The sequence below is a fragment of the Chitinimonas lacunae genome, from assembly GCF_042650885.1.
Taxonomy (GTDB): Bacteria; Pseudomonadota; Gammaproteobacteria; order Burkholderiales; family Chitinimonadaceae; genus Chitinimonas_A; species Chitinimonas_A lacunae.
Genome location: NZ_JBHSBU010000001.1, coordinates 368,502 through 385,726, shown reverse-complemented (window position 1 = coordinate 385,726; position 17,225 = coordinate 368,502). Strand labels below are relative to the sequence as shown.

At 62.1% G+C, this 17,225-nt stretch carries 16 protein-coding genes; 8 read left to right on the top strand and 8 right to left on the bottom strand.

All coding sequences use genetic code 11. From position 1 onward, the window contains the following. Window positions 1–102: 102 nt before the first annotated feature. The 4 genes from elbB to pheA form a co-directional block, all read right to left on the bottom strand. The gene (elbB, locus tag ACFOW7_RS01620) at window positions 103–774 is read right to left on the bottom strand and encodes an isoprenoid biosynthesis glyoxalase ElbB (protein ID WP_378160314.1); all 672 of its coding nucleotides are present in this window, start codon (window positions 772–774) and stop codon (window positions 103–105) included. A 405-nt stretch (window positions 775–1,179) separates the two neighbouring features. Then, complete coding sequence (locus ACFOW7_RS01615; protein WP_378160311.1) at window positions 1,180–2,277, bottom strand: pyridoxal phosphate-dependent aminotransferase; 1,098 nt, start codon at window positions 2,275–2,277, stop codon at window positions 1,180–1,182. A gap of 231 nt (window positions 2,278–2,508) precedes the next feature. After that, a complete protein-coding gene (locus tag ACFOW7_RS01610) occupies window positions 2,509–3,096 on the bottom strand; it encodes an LOG family protein (RefSeq protein ID WP_378160308.1) in 588 nt (195 codons plus the stop codon). 141 nt (window positions 3,097–3,237) lie between these two features. Further along, entirely contained in the window at window positions 3,238–4,311 is a 1,074-nt protein-coding gene (gene pheA, locus ACFOW7_RS01605; protein WP_378160306.1) for a prephenate dehydratase, read from the bottom strand. 305 nt (window positions 4,312–4,616) lie between these two features. On the opposite strand from pheA, the gene ACFOW7_RS01600 reads away from it, so the two are divergent. After that, window positions 4,617–5,099, top strand: a complete 483-nt coding sequence (locus tag ACFOW7_RS01600; protein WP_378160304.1) for a hypothetical protein — start codon at window positions 4,617–4,619, stop codon at window positions 5,097–5,099. A gap of 191 nt (window positions 5,100–5,290) precedes the next feature. On the opposite strand, the gene ACFOW7_RS01595 is transcribed toward ACFOW7_RS01600, so the two are convergent. Next, on the bottom strand, window positions 5,291–5,905 hold the full coding sequence (locus tag ACFOW7_RS01595) for a TetR family transcriptional regulator (protein ID WP_378160302.1): 615 nt from the start codon (window positions 5,903–5,905) through the stop codon (window positions 5,291–5,293). Window positions 5,906–6,255: 350 nt separating this feature from the next. Between ACFOW7_RS01595 and ACFOW7_RS01590 the strand changes: the two genes are divergently transcribed. The 4 genes from ACFOW7_RS01590 to ACFOW7_RS01575 all read left to right on the top strand — a co-directional run bounded on the left by ACFOW7_RS01590 (window position 6,256) and on the right by ACFOW7_RS01575 (window position 12,601). Continuing rightward, on the top strand, window positions 6,256–7,506 hold the full coding sequence (locus ACFOW7_RS01590) for an efflux RND transporter periplasmic adaptor subunit (protein WP_378160300.1): 1,251 nt from the start codon (window positions 6,256–6,258) through the stop codon (window positions 7,504–7,506). An 18-nt stretch (window positions 7,507–7,524) separates the two neighbouring features. Next, window positions 7,525–10,695: an efflux RND transporter permease subunit gene (locus ACFOW7_RS01585; RefSeq protein ID WP_378160298.1), complete on the top strand. Its 3,171-nt coding sequence runs from the start codon at window positions 7,525–7,527 to the stop codon at window positions 10,693–10,695. After that, entirely contained in the window at window positions 10,688–12,109 is a 1,422-nt protein-coding gene (locus ACFOW7_RS01580; RefSeq protein ID WP_378160296.1) for an efflux transporter outer membrane subunit, read from the top strand. Before ACFOW7_RS01585 ends, ACFOW7_RS01580 begins: the two co-directional genes overlap by 8 nt. A gap of 207 nt (window positions 12,110–12,316) precedes the next feature. Further along, window positions 12,317–12,601, top strand: a complete 285-nt coding sequence (locus ACFOW7_RS01575) for a hypothetical protein (protein WP_378160294.1) — start codon at window positions 12,317–12,319, stop codon at window positions 12,599–12,601. On the opposite strand, the gene ACFOW7_RS01570 is transcribed toward ACFOW7_RS01575, so the two are convergent. After that, window positions 12,585–12,983, bottom strand: a complete 399-nt coding sequence (locus ACFOW7_RS01570) for a hypothetical protein (protein ID WP_378160292.1) — start codon at window positions 12,981–12,983, stop codon at window positions 12,585–12,587. The genes ACFOW7_RS01575 and ACFOW7_RS01570 overlap by 17 nt on opposite strands. A 272-nt stretch (window positions 12,984–13,255) precedes the next feature. On the opposite strand from ACFOW7_RS01570, the gene ACFOW7_RS01565 reads away from it, so the two are divergent. From ACFOW7_RS01565 to ACFOW7_RS01555, 3 genes are all read left to right on the top strand, one after another. Next, window positions 13,256–13,927 carry a phosphatase PAP2 family protein gene (locus ACFOW7_RS01565; RefSeq protein ID WP_378160290.1) on the top strand — a complete coding sequence of 224 codons (672 nt, stop codon included), beginning with the start codon at window positions 13,256–13,258 and terminating at the stop codon, window positions 13,925–13,927. A gap of 80 nt (window positions 13,928–14,007) precedes the next feature. Further along, window positions 14,008–14,319: a hypothetical protein gene (locus ACFOW7_RS01560; protein ID WP_378160288.1), complete on the top strand. Its 312-nt coding sequence runs from the start codon at window positions 14,008–14,010 to the stop codon at window positions 14,317–14,319. Between the two features lie 21 nt (window positions 14,320–14,340). Beyond that, complete coding sequence (locus ACFOW7_RS01555; protein ID WP_378160286.1) at window positions 14,341–14,712, top strand: hypothetical protein; 372 nt, start codon at window positions 14,341–14,343, stop codon at window positions 14,710–14,712. 160 nt (window positions 14,713–14,872) lie between these two features. On the opposite strand, the gene astE is transcribed toward ACFOW7_RS01555, so the two are convergent. Then, window positions 14,873–15,844: a succinylglutamate desuccinylase gene (gene astE, locus ACFOW7_RS01550; RefSeq protein WP_378160284.1), complete on the bottom strand. Its 972-nt coding sequence runs from the start codon at window positions 15,842–15,844 to the stop codon at window positions 14,873–14,875. 11 nt (window positions 15,845–15,855) lie between these two features. Continuing rightward, window positions 15,856–17,199: an N-succinylarginine dihydrolase gene (astB, locus tag ACFOW7_RS01545; protein ID WP_378160282.1), complete on the bottom strand. Its 1,344-nt coding sequence runs from the start codon at window positions 17,197–17,199 to the stop codon at window positions 15,856–15,858. Window positions 17,200–17,225 lie beyond the last annotated feature (26 nt).

Below are 17,225 nucleotides of genomic sequence, written 5' to 3'. Positions count from 1 at the left end.
TAAAACGAAAAATAAGCGTTGAAGCGTCGCATCGTTTTCTGGCCGGTAAGGAGGGGGAAATTGGGCGGTGTCGGCTGAGCCGGCACCGCGACGAAGGCCATCCTAACCCAAAAGTTCACGCAGCGCAGCAATTGCTGCATCGACCGAAGCGAAAATCTGATCGGGCCGCGCATCGCCATACATATAGGCGGGTGCCGAGACAAAACGGTGCTGGCGGTCAACGCAAGCCTGCTCAACCGGCCGTGTGACCGGACACTGTCCCCAGCTTTCCACCGCCTTGCTCAGCGGGTCGCCGCCCTCGCCGAATGTCATTTCGGCGCCCTTGATCCCCAGCTCACGCGCCACCAGCCCCAGAATCAGCGGACCCGCGCACACCGCCACGATAGGCTTGCCCGCCTTGGCAAAAGGCAGCACAGCCGCTTTGACATCGTCGTGCAGACGGGCGTTTTCGCGCTCCTTGGCGAAAGTGGTCAGATTCTTGGCCACCCCGAAACCACCCGGAAAGGCAATCGCGGCGTAATCATCGGCCTTGAGCTGGTCAAGCGCGGTAATTTTCCCACGGGCGATCCGGGCCGACTCGCTGAGGATATTGCGCTTCTCCTCGGCCGGCTCACCCTTGGCATGGTCGATCACATCGGACTGTGACCGGTTGGGCGCAAAGCAGTCATAGGCAAGACCCGCCCGGCTCAGACTCACCAGCATCGCCACCGCTTCGGTGATCTCGGAACCGTCGTTGACCCCGCAACCTGACAGCACCACGGCAATCTTTTTCATCGTCTTTCCTCCGATCGAACCTGGCATCACTTCGCTGCTTGAGCAAAGTTGCCACGGAAAACGGCGGACCCGGCCGCACAGGCATGTCCGCCTCGAATCATCACCGAAAATAAAAATTTCAGCAAATACTCTTCAAGTACCAAAAACAAAAATATAAAAAATGGAAAATATTGAGCCTGAAATTCGATAAGCAGCCCCGCCCCGGCTCCCGCCAAGCATAGCTGCTCCCACTGCTGCCTGCCTCCGACCCAGTCGTTCTCAGACAGCCAACCGCTCCTGCCGACAAGGTCGCAATCGACGTACCCGACCGAGAAGGTAATCAGGGGCAGTCCCGCCTGACTGCTACCGCGTCCACGACACCCTGTCCGGCCTCCTACTCCGCGCTGCCGCCTCCAGCGCCAGCTTTCACGCCAATGCCTCGTTCATCACTTCGATAAAGCGGGCGTTTTCCGCGGGCAGGCCGATCGATACCCGCAGACTGTCGGGCAGACCATGATCGGTTAGCAGCCGCACCAGCACGCCGCGTTCACGCAGGAACTGGTCGAGCAGCGCACCGTCGCCGACATGAAAACAGAGAAAGCTGGCATTGCCTGGGATAAACGGCAGACCCAGCCCAAGCAATGCAGTGCCGATCTGCGCCAGTCCAGCCTCGTTGTTGCGCCGGGTGGCCGCCAGAAATTCCGCGTCATCGAGTGCCGCCAAGGCGGCAGCTTCGGCCAGGCCATTGAGCGGGAAAGGTGGGCCCAGCCGGTCGAGCTGCTCGGCCAGTTCGGGCGAGCAGAGCGCAAAGCCGATCCGCAGACTGGCCAGCCCATAGGCATGCGACAGGGTGCGGCACAGCAGTAGATTGGGAAAACGATGCAGCAGGCCAAGACTGTCTACCCGCCGCTCGGCCGGTACAAACTCGACATAGGCTTCATCGAGCACCACCAGCACTTCGGGCGGGCAACGTTCCAGAAAATCGACGATATCGCCGGGGCGGCATAGCGTCCCGGTCGGATCATTGGGGTTGGCGATCAGCACCAGCCGGGTATCCGAGCGGATGGCGGCCAACATCGCCATCAGATCATGGCCGTAGTCGCTGGCGCGGACTTCGATGGCCGTGGCGCCCATGGCGCGGATTGCCCGTGGAAACGCCGCAGGACCGTATTGGGCATAGACGGCCGAATGCTCGCTGGAGAGAAAGGTTCGGCTGACCCGGTCAAGCAGATCGCAGGAACCGTTGCCGAGGACGATGTGTGCCGGAGACAGGCCAAAGCGGGTGGCCAGCGTCTGCTTGAGGACTGTCCCGGCGGTATCGGGATAGCGGTGCAGCCGGTTCAGTCCGGCCAGGACCGCGCCATGGGCCTGGGGCGAGCAGCCAAGGGGGTTTTCGTTGCGGGCGAGCTGGACCAGTTGTCCAGAAGGTATGCCGAGCTGTCTGGCCAGTTCGGCCGGCGAAGGCTCGGTTTGTCGGGGAGTCAGGGTGCCGATGGCGGCACAACTGCGCGAAGCGGGGAGCATGGCGGACTCTCCGGGGAAAGACAGTAGCCAAAGGATACCGATCCGCTTTGGATATGACGTCCAAGACCCGTGACGGCCATCGCTTGGGCCAGGGACAGGCCCTAAGTTGCCTTGAGGTCCATCACGAGCTGTCGTGAGGATTCAGGTAATAGGGCCTTACGCCGCCATAGGGTTGACCCAGTTTATAGATCCGGGTACTTGGCCGCCATATCTCAACGAGAATCGGCTTGATCAGCCTTGGGCACTGGTCAGCTTGACCGTCCAGTCGCCTTGCGGAGCGCGGTGTTCGCGCATCGCGGCGATCAGGTCGGCCGGGGTTGAGGCCACGCAGAACAGGTCACGATTGGCCGGACGCACAAAGCCTTCGCGTACCGAATGCTCGACCATGGCCAGCAGCGGGTCGTAATAGCCGTCGGTATTGAGCAGACCGACCGGCTTGCCGTGGATATGCAGCTGGGCCCAGGTCAGGATTTCAAACAGCTCGTCGAAGGTGCCGAAGCCACCCGGCAGGGCGATAAAGCCTTCGGCCCGATCGGCCATCAGCGCCTTGCGGGTATGCATCGAATCGACTTCGATCATTTCGCTGGCTTCCGGATGGGCCAGTTCCTTTTCCACCATAAAGCCCGGAATCACCCCGACGGCCTCGCCACCGGCCTGGAGCACGGCGTCGGCCACCGTACCCATCAGGCCGACTTTGCCACCGCCCCATACCAGGGCGATATCTTCCTTGGCCATCAACTGACCCAACTCGATGGCGGCCTGACGATAGCTCGGCCGGCTGCCAAAAGAGGAACCACAGAATACACAGATCGATTTCATGGGGAACTACACCTCAGCGGTCTATTACCGCACTTCGCAAAAAATGAATATCCCACCCTATGCCGCTATGTGTCTAGCGGCATAAATGGAAGTTTTTTGTTTTTAGTGTGTTGACTGATTGGGTGGGGCCAGACGGGCCAGTTACAGCACCGCCACCGGATAGGCGCCCAGCACTTTGACAAACGCGGCCTTGGCGCGCAGCGCATCGATCACCCGGTTGACGGTCGCTTCGTCGCAATGGCCTTCGATATCGACGAAGAAGACGTACTCCCACAGACCGGTACGCGACGGCCGCGATTCGAACTTGGTCATGCTGACCCCGAATTCGGCCAGCGGGCTCAGCAGGGTATGCACCGCACCGGGCTTGTTCTGGGCCGACATCACCAACGAGGTCTTGTCGCGACCGGAAGCCGCGCTCTTGTGATAGCCCAGCACCAGGAAGCGGGTGGTGTTGTTCGGTTCATCCTCGATATTCTCGGCCAGCTTGACCAGACCGAAACGCTCGGCGGCCGCGTCGCCGGCAATCGCGGCACATTGGGGATCGAGACTGGCAAGCCGGGCCGCTTCGGCATTCGAGGCAACCGATACCCGCTCGACCTCGGCCGGCAGATGACGGTTCAGCCATTCATGACACTGCGCCAGCGACTGGGCATGCGAGTAGACGCGCCGGATGCCGGCCATATCGGCACCGTTGCGCAGCAGATGATGGTGGATACGCAAGACCACTTCACCGCATACCGACAGGGGTGAGCCGACCATCAGGTCGAGCGTGCGGCCCACGGCGCCTTCGGTCGAGTTTTCCACCGGCGCCACCACATAGTCGGCGCTGCGCGCCTCGACCACCCGGAAAGCCTCGTCGATGCTGGCGCAGGGCAAGGTCACGGCGGCATGGCCGAAATGCTTGACGGCGGCAGCCTGGCTGAAAGTGCCTTCGGGGCCAAGATAGGCGATGGTCAGTGGCCGCTCGAGCGACAGGCAGGCCGACATGATTTCGCGAAACAGCTTGGCGACCGATTCGTCCGATAAAGGACCGGGATTCAAGGCCTTGACCCGTGCCATCACCTGAGCTTCGCGCTCGGGCCGATACACCAGACCACCGCCCTTGAGTTCACCGATCTTGCGCGCATGTTCAGCGCGGCGATTGAGCAGGGTAAGAATTTCGACATCGATCGCATCGATGGCATCGCGATGGGACTGGAGCAAGGAATCGGACATGGTGGCGGGCGGCATGGACGGCAAAGGCTGCACAGCATAGCACAGCGACCGTTCGGCGGTGCCCGCTGCGGCAGGCAGGCGAGCGGCGTATAGTCGATACGGCTCCACGCCGTCAGGCCGCTCGCTTGAGCGCGTTGTGAGCAGTCTCTCTGTCCCATTTCCCCTGTCTATTTCCATCCGACGCAGCGCGACGCGCAATGCATCGGCGGCCACTCCACGGCACGGGGAAAGCCACGCTCAAGCGAGCGGCAAGACGGCCACAGAGCCGTTTTCAACCACAAAGTTGTTTGCAAGGAGGACTTATCATGAACCGTCGATTCACTACCATCGCCCTCGCCTTGACCCTGGTCGGCCTCGGCCCGCTGGCCCAGGCAGCCGAGCCCAGCCCGGCACCGATGCCCGTACCGCTGCAAACCCATAGCATCTGGACCAACAAATCGCTCTATCTGGTCGATCCCACCATCGACGGCAGCCGTACCGCCTCGGGCAGCGCCGCCACCGCCTGGACCAACAACACCCGCAATGGCTACTTCCGAGTCGCGGCCAAGGCCAACGGCTACTACTACGAGTTCGTGCTGGCCTCGATCAGCAGCTCCAGCTTCGACCAGATCAGCGGGGTCTGGGATATCCGCCGCAACGGCGTGCTGGTCTGCGATGGCTGTATCGGCAAGGCCTATGGGCTGTCCGGCGCAGTCGGCAACTACTTCAAGATCTATGTGGGCGACCCGGATAGCTATGCCGAAAAATGGCATTACAGCGCCTATATCCAGTATCGCTTCGACTTCTAATCGCACGTTCTGCACCAGAAACCGCGGCAGCGTCCGCCCGAGCCGCTGCGACAGCAGATTGCTCTGACGCACACTCGAAGCCCTTGAAACCGGCCGCGAACTTGCAGCTTCGCGGCCGGTTTTTATTTTATAGAAAATAATCAGACAAACGCTTTCAAGGCACACAGCGTGTGTGAAAAGAAAAACAATATTTATTGCTGAGAATTGGCCAGAAAAGGCGGACCGTGGCGCAGACCGGCCACGCAGGTATGCCACAGCCACAGCGCGTGGGCGGCCAGATCGAAGTTGCGCCACTCGAGCCATTCGCGGATCACGCCGGTCATCATGCTATTGAACAGAAAGGCAGCGGCGGCGCAGTTGAGGTGGGCCGGCAACTGACCGCAACGCTGGGCGGCGCTGAGGATGGTGATCAGCTGGTTATAGCAACGGCGCGCGTTCTCGGCTTCACGCTCGAGCACGGCAGCCACCTCCTCGTTGAACTCGGTCTTGAACATGAAGATTTCGAATACCCGCTGGGTATGCGCATCGGTGGCGACCTGGCGCAGCACATTGGCGCCGCATTCGCTGAGCCGGCCGACCGGGTCGTCGCCCGGGTCGTCGGCCAGTGCCGCCAGCACGCTCTGCATCGGCAGCATCACCCGCTCGCACATGGCGGTAAACAGTTCAGCCTTGTTCTTGAAATGCCAGTAGATCGCGCCCCGGGTCATGCCGGCGGCGCGGGCGATATCGTCGAGGGTGGCGCGGGCCACCCCCTTGTCGAGAAAGACCTGTTCAGCGGCATCGAGCAGCTGTTCACGGGTCTCCATAGCCTGTTCCTTGGTACGTCTAACCATGATGGCGGCGCATTCTATCCGAGCCTTGGCGAAAAGCCCGTCTGGTCAAGAAGACGGACTGTTGCGGAAAAAACGCCTGCCTTCTAGCAAGCGCTCGATTAAATAGCTTAGCGCATTCAGCCGACGATCTGCGGTAAAGCAAGACCACACTGCTTACGCGGTTTACAAACATTCATGTATGTATCTAAAATTGCCGGCACCGTCAACTTGTCATGGCTCGACGAGGTGGCGCCGGGTAGTGCCTATCTACAACAATAGACCGGAAACACTGCCCATCCGGCCTGAGCCGACTTCCCGCTTCCCCTATCCGGAGGATTACTCCAATGCCCGCATCCCCTGCCCTTCCTTTTGCCACCCGGCTGGTTCCGGCCCTGGTGGCCGCAGCGCTGCTCAGCGCCTGCGGTAAAGGCGAGTCGGCCGACGCCCACGGTGGCGGCGGAATGCCGCCCACACCCACTGTGGTCTACCAAGAGGCCACGGCCCATGATGTACCGCTGACGTTTGAATATGTCGGTCAGACCGCCGGCTCGCGCGAGGTGGAAATCCGCGCCCGCGTCAGCGGCATCGTAGAAAAACGCCTGTTTGAAGAAGGCAGCCGCGTCCGTGCCGGGCAGCGGCTGTTCTTGTTGGATAGCGCTCCGTTTGCCGCCCAGGCCAACGCCGCCGAAGCCGAACTGGCCACCGCCGAAGCCCGGCTCAAGCAGGCCGAGCGCGATTACCAGCGGCTCAAGCCCCTGATCGAGGCCAAGGCCGTCAGCCAGAAGGAGTTCGACGACGCGAGTTCCGCTCAGGACCTGGCCCGCGCCGCCGTCAAAGCGGCCCAGGCGCGCCTGCAATCGACCCGGGTCGATCTTGGCTACACCGAAGTGCGTGCCCCGATGGCCGGTGTGATCGGCCGGGCCGCCAAGGTCGAAGGCAGCCTTGCCAATGCCCAGGGCGACAGCCTGCTGGCCACCCTGGCGCAGACCGATCCGATCCACGTCAATTTCGTGATCCCGGAAAACGACCATAACAAGCTCCAGGCCGAACTCGCTGCCGGCACCATCAAGCAGGCACCGGGCGGCTATACGGTGCGGCTCAAGACCAGCACCGGCCAGACGCTGAAGCCGTCGGGCCGGGTCGATTTCAACGACTACAAGGCCGATCCCAATACTGGCGCCTATGCCAGCCGCGCCGAATTCCCCAACTCCGACAATACCCTGTCGCCGGGCCAGTTTGTCCGGGTGACGCTCAGCGGGGTCTACCGCCCCAATGTGGTGGCCATCCCGCAGCGGGCCGTGCTCGATGGACCGACCGGCAAGTTCGTCTATGTGGTGGGCAACAAGGACGGCAAGACGGTCGCCGCACCGCGGCCGGTGGTGGTGGGTGAATGGGTCAAGCTCGAAGGCAGCGAAGCCAACAGCTGGCTCATCAAGCAGGGGCTGGCAGCGGGCGACAAGGTGATTGTCGATGGGGTCAAGTGGATCTTCTATCCGTTCCAGGAAGTCAAGCCGATGAGCGTAGAACAGGCCGCCGCTGCGGCGAAGGCCCCCAAGCAGCAGCCGGCCGATTCGAAGCTCCAGCCGGCCACGTGATAAAGGAGCCAACCTCTTATGTTCTCCCGCTTCTTTATCGATAGGCCGATCTTCGCCTTCGTCATCTCGATCTTTATCGTGCTGGCGGGTCTGGCGGCGATGCGGGCCTTGCCCATTGCGCAATATCCCGAAATCACGCCGCCCGTGGTGGCCGTGCGTGCCTTCTACCCGGGTGCCTCGGCCGAGACCATTGCCGAAACGGTGGCAGCGCCGCTGGAAAACGCCATTACCGGGATCGAGGGCATGATGTATATGTCCTCGACCTCGACCTCCAACGGTGCCGTCGAAATCTCGATCACTTTCGAGATCGGCACCGATGTCGACAAGGCAGCGCTCAACGTCAACAACCGGGTCAAGCAGGCCGATGCCCGGCTGCCCGAGGAAGTGCGACGCCAGGGCGTGACGGTCGAGAAAGGTTCCTCGTCCTTCCTCCAGGTGGTGGCCTTCTACTCGCCCGACGGCCGCTACGGCGACCTCTACACCTCGAACTACATCACCCTCAACGTTCTTGACAGCATCAAGAAGATTCCCGGCACCACCAATGTGCAGATCTTCGGTGCCAAGGACTACGCCATGCGTGTCTGGCTCAAGCCCGACCGGATGTCGCAGCTCAAGGTGACGGTGCCCGAGGTCGGAGCGGCGATCGCCGAGCAGAACGCCCAGTTCGCCGTCGGCAAGATCGGCCAGTCGCCCAACGGCGGCAATCAGGACCTGGTCTACACCATTACCACCCAGGGCCGGCTTGCCAGTGTCGAAGAGTTCGAGAACATCATCGTGCGCAGCAATAGCGATGGCGGTCAGCTCCGGCTCAGAGACATCGCCCGGATCGAACTGGGCTCCAAGGACAACGACTTCAACGGTACCTACAACGGCAAGCCTGCCGTGCTGATGGGGATCTTCCTGCAACCGGGCGCCAATGCGCTCGATGTGGGCGAGGAGGTCAAGGCCACGCTGAAGCAGCTGTCCGAGCGCTTCCCGGTCGGTATGCAGTACGCCATCCCGTATGACACCACCCGCTTTGTCGAGGTGTCGATCGAGGAAGTGGTCAAGACCCTGGGCGAAGCCATGGTGCTGGTGTTCCTGGTGGTGTTCCTGTTCCTGCAAAACTGGCGCGCCACCCTGATCCCGACCCTGGCCGTGCCGGTGTCGCTGATCGGCACCTTTGCCGGTCTGCATATGCTGGGTTACTCGATCAATACCCTGACCCTGTTCGGCATGGTGCTGGCCATCGGTATCGTGGTGGACGACGCCATCGTGGTGCTGGAAAACGTCGAGCGGATCATGCACGAGCAGCATCTGCCGGCCCGCGAGGCAGCGCTGCAAGCGATGAAGGAAGTGACCGGCCCGGTGATCGCCATCGTGCTGGTGCTGTGTGCGGTATTCGTGCCGATCGCCTTCCTGGGCGGCCTGACCGGCGAGCTGTATCGCCAGTTTGCCGTGACCATCTCGATTGCCGTGGTGCTGTCGGGTGTGGTGGCGCTGACCATGACGCCGGCGCTGTGCGTGATGATCCTCAAGCGCGAGCACAAGCAGACCGCCCGCTTCTTCGTCTGGTTCAACGAGGTGTTCCATCGCATCACCGGCCATTATGTCGGCGGCGTGACCTTCATGATGAAGCGCTCGCTGCTGGGTGTGGTGCTGTTCCTTGCCATGGTGGCGGCCACCCTCGGCCTATTCCGTATCGTGCCCAGCTCGCTGGTGCCGGACGAAGACCAGGGTTACTACATCTCGGCCGTGTTCCTGCCCGATGGCGCCTCGCTGCAACGCACCGACGAAGTGGTCAAGCAGGTGGTGGGAGCGATCCAGTCCAACCCGGCCAACGAGCATGTGATCGCCTTCTCGGGTCTGGACTTTATCGGCGGCGGCTTCAAGAACAGCGCAGCCACGATCTTCGTGACCCAGAAACACTGGAAGGACCGCCCGGGCATCAGCACCCAGCAGCTGGTGGGTGAGCTGTTCATGAAGACCGGCGGGATCAAGGAAGCCATGGTCCTGGCCTTCAACCCTCCGGCGATTTTCGGTCTGGGCAATACGGGGGGTTTCGAGGTCTATCTACAGAACCGTGGTGAAGGTGGCTCGAAGAAGCTCGCCGAGGCCATGGGGGCGATGATGGGTGCAGCGAGCCAGAGCCAGGTGCTGGCCGGGGTGCAGTCGCTGTGGCAACCGAGTGCGCCGCAGCTCCATGTCGAAGTGGACCGCGACCGCGCCAAGGCGCTCGGCGTGCCGCTCAACGATGCCTTCAATACGCTGTCGGGCACGCTGGGCACCTGGTACGTCAACGACTTCAATAAATACGGTCGTGCCTGGCAGGTGTTGATGAGCGCCGATGCGCCCTATCGCAAGCGCCCCGAGGATATCGGCCGGCTCTATGTGAAGAGCATGCGCGGCGAGATGGTGCCGCTGTCGGCCTTCACCAAGGTCGAATACAGCGCCGGTCCCGATACGCTCGACCGCTACAACAACCTGCCGGCCGTCAAGCTGATGGGTAGCGCCAAGCCGGGCTACAGCTCGGGTCAGGCGATTGCCGAATTCGAGCAGCTCGCCAAGAAGGCGCTGCCCGACGATATCAGCTACGAATGGACCGGTTCGGCCTATCAGGAAAAGCGGATCACCAGTGCCTCGATCATCGCGCTGGCGCTGGCTGCCGTGATGGTGTTCCTGATCCTGGCGGCGCAGTACGAGAAGTGGTCGCTGCCGTTCTCGGTGCTGCTGGCCATGCCGTTTGGCATGTTCGGGGCGCTGCTGGCGGTATATCTGCGCGGCTATACCAACGATGTGTATTTCCAGATTGGTCTGGTGACGCTGCTGGGTCTGGCTGCCAAAAACGCGATCCTGATCGTGGAATACGCGGTGATGAAGCACCACGAGGGCTACCCGCCGGCGGCGGCGGCCATCGAGGCGGCACGGCTGCGTTTCCGGCCGATCATCATGACCTCGCTGGCCTTTATCCTCGGTGTGCTGCCGCTAGCCATCAGTACCGGTGCTGGTGCCGGGGCGCGGACCTCGGTGGGGACGGGCGTGATGGGCGGGATGTTGGCGGCGACCTTCCTGGCGATCTTCTTTGTGCCGCTGTTCTACAAGATCATCACCGACCGCAGCCTGAAGACGCCATCCGATGAACTGATACCGCCGCCCGCCGAAGGCGTGGTGGTCGGTGCTGCCTACGATGAGGATCGCCGCCATGGCTGAAATCCGCCCTCTGATTGCCGCGCTGGCGCTGGCGGGCCTGCTGGCCGGTTGCGCGACCACCCCGACGGCACCGCCGCAGCTCGAACTGCCACAAGGGACGCTCGCGAGCGCACCGGTCGAACTGGAGCGCTGGTGGACCAGTTTCCAGGACCCTGCCCTGACCGGCCTGATCGACGAGGCCTTGGCCAACAATGTCGATGTGCTGGCGGCCCAGCAGCGGCTGGCCCAGTCGCGCGCCGAACTCGGGCTCGCCAATTCGGCCTTCCTGCCCGAAGTGGGCCTGGCGCTGAGCGGCAGCCGCGGCAGCGCCAGCGGCGATGTGCAGCAGCCGCGCCAGGCTCAGCCCACCCCGACCGGCAATCAATACCGTGGTGGGCTGACGCTGTCGTATGAAATCGACCTGTCAGGCCGGCTGCGCGCCGCCCGCACCGCAGCCGACGCCAGGCTCGCCGCCAGCCGCTATGCCCGCGAGGGCACGGCGGCCAGTGTGGCGGGGCAAGTGGCCAAGGCGTATTTCACGCTGCTGCATCTGGACGCCGACCAGGCGCTTGCCACCCAGGCGCTGTCGGCCCGACAGGAGGCACTGGGCTTGCGCCACAAGCTGCTGAGCGCCGGCATGGCCCGGCGTGAGGATATCCAGCTTGCCGAAGCCCAGCTTGCCTCGACCCGGGCCAGTCTGGTCCAGACCGAGGCATTGCGTGAACGGGCCGAGGCTTCGCTGGCGGTGCTGCTGGGCCGCAGTCCGCGTCAGATCATGGCCGCTGCGCCGCCACGCGAGCCGGTTCTGGCCAAGCTCGCCCAGGCACCGGAAATCCCGGCAGGTCTGCACGCCGAACTGCTGCAAAGACGGCCCGATGTGCGCGCGGCAGAGGCACAGCTCGTGGCGGCCAGCGCAGGGGTCGATGAGGCACGGGCGCGTTATTTCCCGAGTCTCAGTCTGAGCGGTTTCTTCGGCGGCGAGAGTCTGTCGCTGTCCAATCTGCTTGAATCGAGCACCCGCACCTGGAATATCGGTGCCGCCATCGCCCAGCCTCTGGTCGGCCTGTACCGGGTCGGCCGTCAGGTCGAACAGGCCCAGGCGGTGCGCGAGCAGGTCCTGCTGACCTATCAGCAGACCGCCCGGCAGGCGTATGCCGATACCCGCGCTGCCCTGGCTGCCCATCGGGCCGCCCGCGAGCAACTGGTCGCCGCAGAAAGCACTGCCAAGGCCGTGGCCGCCGTCAGCGAACTGACCAATCTGCGCCTGCGCCAGGGCGCTGCCAGCCGGCTCGACCTGCTCGACGTCGAAAACGACCGTCTCAGCGTCGAACGCAACCGCGCCACCGCCCTGCGCGACCGGGTCAACGCCCTGGTCGATGTCTACCAGGCACTTGGCGGGGGATGGTCGGAGACGGTGGCGGCGAAGGCGCAGTGAGGTAGTGTAGATAAGATCCTGTGCCTGGGTAACAGTCCAAGCAAAACCAGGAGCAGCACTGTTAGATATTCATTCATAGGATATTTATCAGACAGGCTGAGCTGCTTACTGTAGTCCCCTGCAGCGTCCGGTGTATTTGCATCGGACGCTTTTTATATCCACACCCCACTTCCTATCATTCCAACCAATCCAAGAACGTCCAGACCGATGGAAATTGATTTCCAGATAAGAAACAGACAACAGGTCAGCACCGGCCTGATCATGGAATTAGTCCCCGGCCTACCCGAGGATGACCATGCAAGAATTGAAAGCATTTTTCCATATGAAACGGCTTTCGGTTTTATTGAGCCCTGCATAGTCAAGTGCTGGCCCGCCTATAAAGATTATGGTCATTGGGGAGAGAGCCGCATCCCGATCAGGGTCTGGCAGGAAGTCTCGCATCAGCTTTCTTTTTTGAAGGAGGAACTAGGAGGCGTCAGGGCAGCACGATAATGTGCAGAATATTGGATTCCTGTTTGAGAAATCGAAATTGAATTTTATAGAAATCATGAAACGCTCCGGGTACAGCTAATCGTGATGATCGACCACCTACTTGCCTGGCTGAACAAGCAGCTTTCCTCCTGTCTGTACATTTCCATCCTCGGCATTTGACCTCTGTGAACCATGCTTGAAGGGCCAGCATCAGGACTATGCAGCCTGAAGGCGTCCACGGGACATAGACAATATTCCAATTTCTGTCTGCGATAATTTTTCTGGAGTTTTTTGGCAAAAGCTGTGGCAGGCAATGAGTGGATGCTGGCCACAGCTCAAGTGTTGATGTTGGAAAAATCACCCCATATAGAAAAGCAGAAGATTTGATCTTGATCTGTTTCATGGCAAGCAAAAGTTCGTATCACCTGACAGACACAATTGAGCAGACAGATGCCCATCGACTCCATTTAACTGTCCACTACCAACAATCCTATCTCCATGTAGTTAACCGAGACATTCCTCATATAAAATATCACCCGATGCCACGCTGGCAATTTGGCAAACTCAATATTTCCCACGTTGATTTTTCTTATTGCCGAGCCGAACTTTCCATTCCCCCAACCGACCAATCGGCTTCGCCGGTATCAGCCGCTGCTACTGTGGAGTGCTTACTAGATGTCCAAACTGCTGCCTCGCGATCCCTTGCTGCGTGAGCAAATCATCGGTCTGTTGCTACTGCTGGTCGGCCTCACCAGCTTTGCGGTGATTGCCTATCAGGTCGTCCAGCAGAACGCGCTGGTTCTGCTCGATCTCCAGCTCACCCGCTGGTTCGAGGCGCGCGGTACGCCCGAGGTAACGCGCTGGATGATGGTGTTCACCGACCTGCACGGCACCCTTGGGGTGATGGCATTAAGTGGCTTATTGGCAATCTGGTTGATGTGGCAGCGGGCCTGGCACTGGCTGTGGACGCTGTTGCTGTGCGTAGGTGGCGGCAAGCTGCTCAATGTGGGGCTGAAGTATCTGTTCCAGCGGCCACGGCCCGAATTTGAAGACCCACTGGTGTTTCTGACGACCTACAGCTTTCCCAGCGGACACACCATCGGCGCCACCCTGTTCTACGGTTTCCTGACTTTCTATCTATGGCGCCGCTTCCCGTCGTGGCTGGGGCGCAGTCTGCTGTTGCTGCTGTCCTCGCTGCTGGTGGCCTGGGTGGGTCTGAGTCGGATTTATCTGGGCGCCCATTACCTCAGCGACGTCATCGCCGCGGTGTCGCTGGGTCTGGCCTGGCTGGCCCTGGTCTTTATCGCCGAAGCCTACTGGCGCCAGCGTCAGCAACCACTTGGTTAAGCTGCCGTTCAAGCAGCCCGGGCTACTCTGCCCGGGCTCGGCCTCGGCGCCGGGCGACGCCATCGACCGGAGAGAACAAGATGAACAAGCCCTTGCTGCTGTTGGCCACGCTCAGCACCCTTCCCGCCCTCGCCGCCTCGCATCCCTACGCTACGGCCCAATGCGAGGAAAACTGTCAGACCTATTCCTATCACAGCACCATCGTCCAGGCCACCACGCCGCAGAACTATCGGATCTGCACCGCCGACAGCTTCAGCATCGAAATCGTGATCGATGGGCGCTCGCAAACCCTGATTCCTCCCGCCAACAGCGCCCGCGTCTGCGCCGATGTGCAGGGCAAGGAAATCCGCATCCGCAGCGGCACTGCGCTCGCCGGCCGCAATCCCGCCTGATCCTCCGCCTGGAGACTGCTCATGGCCCGATACGACCCCGTCCCCTCCGGGCACGCTCCCTCACATCGTTGCCCTTACTGTGACCAAACCCTTGGCCTGACTGCTCTCGACTTCGACCGGCCGCGCCGTCTGCTGACCCGCCAGCGTGGCTGGCAGCTTCATTGCAAGCATTGCGGCGGCCATCTCAAACCGTCGGCGGAATTGCGTTGGCTGCTGGCACTGGCGGTGGTGGTCCTGCCGCTGGCACTGGCCCTGAGTCTGGCTTTCGATCAACCGCTGATCTATCCGCCCCTGGCACTGTTACTGATCCTTGGCCGCCTGCTGTGGCGGCGGGCACGCTTTGACAAGGTGATCTGGCGGGGAACTCTGCTTAGAGGAGACGGGACGTTCTAGCGCGTGCCGCGAAGGCGCCATCACGGCCGGACCGGCTGGTGGACACGGATAGTGCCGCGAATTCGATGGGCTTGAGCGGACCCGTTCAAGAAGCATTTATTTCTTGTCTAATGGCGCGCCGTTTCTAGCACGCCATTTTCAGATTAGTTTCTAAAAACACTCAGTGCCGCACCGGCACTACCACCAGCCCGGCCCGCAGCCCAGGCTTGACCTTGGGATTGGGGAACACGATGCGGGCGTCTTCCTCGGTGACGACCCAGCGCTGCTCGCCGTCCTCGGCCAGCAGCGAACCTTGCGGCAGCGCCGTGAAATTCTCCACCGAATCGGCCAGATGAAGGCGGAAGTCCTCGCTGGTCTTGATGATTTCACGCGACACGGTAAACAACTGCGGCGGAGCGACCTGATGACGCCGCAGCTCCCCCGTTACCAGCCGCCGCAATTCGGCCTCAAGCGCGCTCAGATCGACCGAGCCGTTGTCGCCAAAGGGCCGCGCCCGCCCCAGTTCCAGGGTAAAACCATGGGCACCGCCATGGCGGCGGGTGAAATAGGAAAAGGTCGGCGACGGCTTGGATTGCAGCAACACCGCCTCGATACCGCAGGCCGCCAGCCGGGCAATCTCGACCAGATCGAACGGCGCCTCGTGCGGAAACGGATAGATGGCAAACTTCTCGATCGCCGAACCGCGGATCGCGGTATGCAGATCGTAATGCAGCCGTGGCCGGCTGCCCGACTGGGCGAAAAAGGCCGTGGCCGCCCGCTCCAGTTCGCGTGAGCGCTGAGCGGCCGGGCCCTCGCCGGTCTGTTCTGCCGGCTTGCCGAACAGGCGGTTCAGGTCGTCGTCGAGATAACGCTCGCCACATCGCAAGGCGGGCGGATTGCCAAACGCCAGCAGCAGTCGCGCCCCGGCGCCAAGTCGCCCGTCGAGCAGATCGGCCAGCAGTCGATCGACCAGCTCGACCGGCGCCGTTTCATTACCGTGGATGCCGCAGGACAAGAACAGATCAAGCGCAGGGACTGCCGGCTCGATCAGCAGCAGACCCTCGCCAGCCACGCTGAGCCGGGCACCGCCGGGCAAGGTAGGCGGCAGATCGGGCGCGCGAGCGGCCAGCAGATCGGCCAGATAGGCGTGCATCGCGTCTCCCCTCAAAGCTGGAACGGATAGACCGAGCCCAGTCCCAGAATCCGGGTCAGCTCGTCAAGCGCTACCCGGCACTCCTCGACCAGCAGCGGATCGGCCAGATCAGCCGCACTCAGCCGGTCGCGGTAATGACGATCGACCCAGTCGTTGAGCGTGGCAAACAGCTCGTCCGACATCAATACACGCGGATTGACCGCGGCCAGCTCGGCGTCGTTGAGCGCCACCCGCAGCCGCAGACAGGCCGGACCGCCGCCGTTCTGCATCGATTGCTTGAGATCGAACACCAGCACCTGATCGATCGGACCGCCGCTCTGGCTCAGCCTCTGCAAATAGCGCCAGACCCGCTCGTTGGCCTTACATTCCTCGGGCACCACGATGATCATGCGCCCGTCCGCCCGGCTCAGCAGCTGGCTGTTGAACAGATAGGAGCGCACCGCCTCTTCGACCGTGACTTCGGCCTCGGGCACCTCGATCGCCTGAAAACGACCGCCGAGCCGGGCCAGCTTGTCCCCCAGTTCGGCCAGTACCCGCTCCTGGTCGAGAAAGGCCCGCTGGTGGTGAAACAGCACTTCGCGGTTGCCGACGGCAATCACATCGTTATGGAACACGCCCTGATCGATGGTCTCGGGCGCTTGCTGGGCAAATACCACGCCCGCCGGATCAAGCCCATGGAGCCGGGCCACGGCCTGAGAGGCTTCGAGGGTCTGGCGCGCCGGAAAGCGCGTCGGACGCGGATAGCGCGGATCGAACGCTGCCTGGCCGAACACGAAGAACTCGACCCCGGCCTCGCCGTAGTCACGACAGAACCGGGTATGGTTGGCCGCCCCTTCGTCGCCGAAATGCATCTGCGCCGGCAGCGCCTGATGGTGGGCGAAATGTCGCTCATCGGCGAACATCGCCGCCAGGATCCGGCTGGTGGTCGGATGCTCGATCGAGCGGTGGAATTTATTGTTGAGATTGGCTGCGGTGAAATGGACCCGCCGGTCGGCCGTATCGGCCGAGGGGCTGACGGTCGCGGCGTTGGCCGTCCACATCGCCGAGGCCGAGGAGCAGGCCGCCAGCAAGGCCGGCGCCTGTTCGCCCGCCTGTCGCAGCACCTCGGCATCGCTGCCCGAGAAACCGACCCGGCGCAGCGCCGCCACATCGGGCCGCTCGTGCGGCGCCAGCACCCCTTGCTTGAAGCCCAGATCGTGCAGCGCCTTCATCTTGGCCAGCCCCTGCCGCGCCGCCAGCTTGGGATTGGAGACCAGCCGCTCGTTGCTGGTCGAGGCCACATTGCCGTAGGACAGCCCGGCATAGTTGTGGGTCGGGCCGACCAGGCCGTCGAAATTGGCTTCGTAAGCGATCATGTCGTTTCCTTCGGTGAAAATCGGAC

Excerpts from the sequence above, each read along its gene's own strand:
- elbB (WP_378160314.1), bottom strand. The coding sequence starts at position 774 with ATGAAAAAGATTGCCGTGGTGCTGTCAGGTTGCGGGGTCAACGACGGT.
- ACFOW7_RS01615 (WP_378160311.1), bottom strand. The coding sequence starts at position 2,277 with ATGCTCCCCGCTTCGCGCAGTTGTGCCGCCATCGGCACCCTGACTCCC.
- ACFOW7_RS01610 (WP_378160308.1), bottom strand. The coding sequence starts at position 3,096 with ATGAAATCGATCTGTGTATTCTGTGGTTCCTCTTTTGGCAGCCGGCCG.
- pheA (WP_378160306.1), bottom strand. The coding sequence starts at position 4,311 with ATGTCCGATTCCTTGCTCCAGTCCCATCGCGATGCCATCGATGCGATC.
- ACFOW7_RS01600 (WP_378160304.1), top strand. The coding sequence starts at position 4,617 with ATGAACCGTCGATTCACTACCATCGCCCTCGCCTTGACCCTGGTCGGC.
- ACFOW7_RS01595 (WP_378160302.1), bottom strand. The coding sequence starts at position 5,905 with ATGGAGACCCGTGAACAGCTGCTCGATGCCGCTGAACAGGTCTTTCTC.
- ACFOW7_RS01590 (WP_378160300.1), top strand. The coding sequence starts at position 6,256 with ATGCCCGCATCCCCTGCCCTTCCTTTTGCCACCCGGCTGGTTCCGGCC.
- ACFOW7_RS01585 (WP_378160298.1), top strand. The coding sequence starts at position 7,525 with ATGTTCTCCCGCTTCTTTATCGATAGGCCGATCTTCGCCTTCGTCATC.
- ACFOW7_RS01580 (WP_378160296.1), top strand. The coding sequence starts at position 10,688 with ATGGCTGAAATCCGCCCTCTGATTGCCGCGCTGGCGCTGGCGGGCCTG.
- ACFOW7_RS01575 (WP_378160294.1), top strand. The coding sequence starts at position 12,317 with ATGGAAATTGATTTCCAGATAAGAAACAGACAACAGGTCAGCACCGGC.
- ACFOW7_RS01570 (WP_378160292.1), bottom strand. The coding sequence starts at position 12,983 with ATGAAACAGATCAAGATCAAATCTTCTGCTTTTCTATATGGGGTGATT.
- ACFOW7_RS01565 (WP_378160290.1), top strand. The coding sequence starts at position 13,256 with ATGTCCAAACTGCTGCCTCGCGATCCCTTGCTGCGTGAGCAAATCATC.
- ACFOW7_RS01560 (WP_378160288.1), top strand. The coding sequence starts at position 14,008 with ATGAACAAGCCCTTGCTGCTGTTGGCCACGCTCAGCACCCTTCCCGCC.
- ACFOW7_RS01555 (WP_378160286.1), top strand. The coding sequence starts at position 14,341 with ATGGCCCGATACGACCCCGTCCCCTCCGGGCACGCTCCCTCACATCGT.
- astE (WP_378160284.1), bottom strand. The coding sequence starts at position 15,844 with ATGCACGCCTATCTGGCCGATCTGCTGGCCGCTCGCGCGCCCGATCTG.
- astB (WP_378160282.1), bottom strand. The coding sequence starts at position 17,199 with ATGATCGCTTACGAAGCCAATTTCGACGGCCTGGTCGGCCCGACCCAC.